The organism is Lentzea kentuckyensis (genome assembly GCF_002150765.1).
Taxonomy (GTDB): domain Bacteria; phylum Actinomycetota; class Actinomycetes; order Mycobacteriales; family Pseudonocardiaceae; genus Lentzea; species Lentzea kentuckyensis.
This window is the reverse complement of the sequence record NZ_MUYM01000230.1, coordinates 279-2225: the sequence shown is the minus strand read 5'-3', so window position 1 is coordinate 2225 and position 1947 is coordinate 279. Positions and strand designations below refer to the sequence as shown.

Here is a 1947-nt window from a genome sequence, read left to right as displayed (position 1 = left end):
CGTTGCTGGTCAGGGGGTCCGGCCAGGGCCTGCAGGTCGTTGATCAGACCGCGTTTCTGGCTGAAGACGTACGACCGGTCGTGGTGCAGGTTCGGCTTGTCCAGCTGGGCTTTCGGCAACCTGAGCTCGACCGTCTTGCGGTCCGGCGACAGGATCAGGCCGTCGTCCTTCAGCGAACCAAGGTCGACATAGGCGTTGACGGACCCNNGTTCGCCGGCCAGTGCCGACGGCACCCACTTCACGTCGTTCTCGATGTCCAGCACGACCTGGAACTCGCCGGCGGCGGCGTGGTACTGGCTCAGATCCCGCACCGACTTGAGCATCGCGGGCTGGCTGCGATCGATCGATTCGTCACCAAAGGGCTTGAACTGACCGAAGACGAACACCGCCGTACCGAGGATGATGAGCACGGCCGCGACCAAAGTTCCACGCGTCACCCAGCGCTTGTCCACCGCGTTGGAGTACCCGTGAGGTGATGCGCACACACGGTCCGTATGGGCTAATCGACCCGTGCGGAATCAGTCCCGTGTCCACGTGGTTGGCTTTGGACGAGACGGGAATCGATGTTCAGGAGGAGTGCGGTGGACCCGGAGAACCTGTACGAGGTGGACTCGGAGGTGCCGGACCTGACAGGTGCGGTGCTGCTGCACCACTTCGAGGGCTTCATGGACGCCGGCGCCGCGGGACGGCTGCTCGCCGAGCACCTGCTGGAGACCCTCGAGAACCGCGTCGTCGCGCGGTTCGACATCGACGGCCTGATCGACTACCGCTCGCGCCGCCCGCTGATGACCTACGCGACCGACCACTGGGAGGACTACGCCGCCCCGCAACTGGTCGTGCACCTGCTGTGGGACAGCGCGGGCCACCCGTTCCTGCTGCTCACCGGCCTGGAGCCGGACCGCGGCTGGGAGGCGTTCGTGCTCGCCGTGCGCTCGTTGATCGACCGTTGGGGCGTGCGCCTGACCGTCGGTTTCCACGGCATCCCGATGGGCGTGCCGCACACACGGCCGTTGAACGTCATCGGTCACGCCACCCGCCCTGAGCTGGTGTCGGAGTACCAGCCGTTCTTCAACCGCGTGCAGGTGCCGGGCAACGTGTCCGGGCTGCTGGAGTTCCGCCTCGGCCAGGCGGGCCACGACGCGATGGGCTTCGCCGCCCAGGTGCCGCACTACCTCGCGCAGTCGCAGTACCCGACCGCCGCCGTCACGCTGCTCGATGCCGTCGCGCGGTCGACGGGTCTGGCGTTGCCGATCGGATCGTTGATCGACGCGGCTCAGGCCGCCGACGCCGAGATCCACCGGCAGGTCGCGGAGTCCGAGGAGGTCGCCCAGGTGGTGGAAGCGCTCGAGCGGCAGTACGACGCTTTCATCCAGACTGTCGGCAACACCGACCTCCCCAGCGCGGACGAACTGGGGGCCGAGTTCGAACGGTTCCTCGCCGANNCGGCGCGGGTGCCGGACCTGGGGGCCAAGGAGGCGCTGCTGGCCTCCGACGAGTCGGTCTACTTCACCACGCCGCACTTCAACGGCTACCCCGCGATCCTGGTGCGCTTGGAGCACATCGAGGTGGGGGAGCTGGAAGAGTTGATCGTGGAGGCCTGGCACGCGCGGGCCCGCCGTCGGTAGAGCTGGGGAGCGTTCGTGGAGTTCTTGTGTTACCACCGGGACCGGACCGGGTCGTTGCCGTTGCGCGAAAAGCTGACCGAGGAGCACTGGTCCTACATGGACCGGTTCGAGCTGATCGCCCGCGGCCCGACGTTCTCCGGCGACGAGCTCACCGGCAGCGTGCACATCGTCGACCTACCGGACGTGGCGGCCGCACGGGCGTTCGTGTTCGACGAGCCGAACTACCAGGCCGGCGCCTTCCGGGACGTGTTGCTGCGCAGATGGCGCAACGTGCTCGGGCGCACGATGTGGGACTTCCCCGGCGGCCGTGAAGGCGGCGGTC

2 protein-coding genes and 1 pseudogene are annotated in these 1947 nt (G+C 67.7%); 2 read left to right on the top strand and 1 reads right to left on the bottom strand.

From position 1 onward, the window contains the following. Positions 1-323: DUF4230 domain-containing protein (locus B0F77_RS46225; RefSeq protein WP_143467309.1), on the bottom strand; the 323-nt coding region annotated here is incomplete at its 3' end. A gap of 240 nt (positions 324-563) precedes the next feature. On the opposite strand from B0F77_RS46225, the pseudogene B0F77_RS46220 reads away from it, so the two are divergent. Together B0F77_RS46220 and B0F77_RS46215 are read left to right on the top strand one after the other, a co-directional pair. Beyond that, positions 564-1439: pseudogene (locus B0F77_RS46220) on the top strand (proteasome assembly chaperone family protein); the annotation flags it as partial. A gap of 201 nt (positions 1440-1640) precedes the next feature. Then, a partial coding sequence (locus tag B0F77_RS46215; RefSeq protein ID WP_143467307.1) for a YciI family protein occupies positions 1641-1947 on the top strand: 307 nt, incomplete at its 3' end.